Consider the following 630-nt stretch of genomic DNA (forward strand, 5'->3'; position numbering starts at 1 on the left):
CAGGCAAATCAACCGTCGCCAATGCACTAGACCACGCTCTGTTTCAACGCGGTTATCATACCTTTTTGCTCGATGGAGATAACGTTCGCCACGGGTTAAACAAAGACCTCGGATTTTCAGATGCGGATCGCATTGAGAATATTCGTAGAATCGGCGAAGCATCAAAGCTTTTCACCGAAGCAGGCTTAATTGTGATGTCGGCATTCATCTCGCCATTTAGAAGTGATCGCAATATGGTGCGCTCTTTGTTCTCAGACAATGAATTCATTGAGGTACACATCAGCACGCCTTTAGGTGTTTGCGAAGAACGCGATCCAAAAGGTTTGTACAAAAAAGCCCGCGCAGGAGAAATCAAATTCTTCACTGGAATAGACTCGGCATATGAAGCACCTCAGGCACCTGAAGTTACTTTGAACACCCATAAACATGATATTAATACGTGCACAGAGACACTACTCAACTACCTAGAACAACGCGGCTTTATCACGCATAAACCTCAACAAACGCAAGACTTAGCCTAAAGCTAGTTAAGAGAGACCTTCCTGATTGTCTAGTAAAGTTATCTAAGCTAGATCAACATGCGTATATTTCTGCGCTTATTTAGGTTCAAAAGAAAGAGTAGTACTTGAG

At 43.2% G+C, this 630-nt stretch carries 1 protein-coding gene; it reads left to right on the top strand.

All coding sequences use genetic code 11. The annotated features are described in order from the left end of the window. Positions 1–521 (top strand): adenylyl-sulfate kinase (cysC, locus tag A3738_RS01240; RefSeq protein WP_068763294.1); only part of this gene is annotated, 521 nt, incomplete at its 5' end. Between the last annotated feature and the right edge of the window lie 109 nt (positions 522–630).

Source organism: Oleiphilus sp. HI0066, assembly GCF_001635725.1.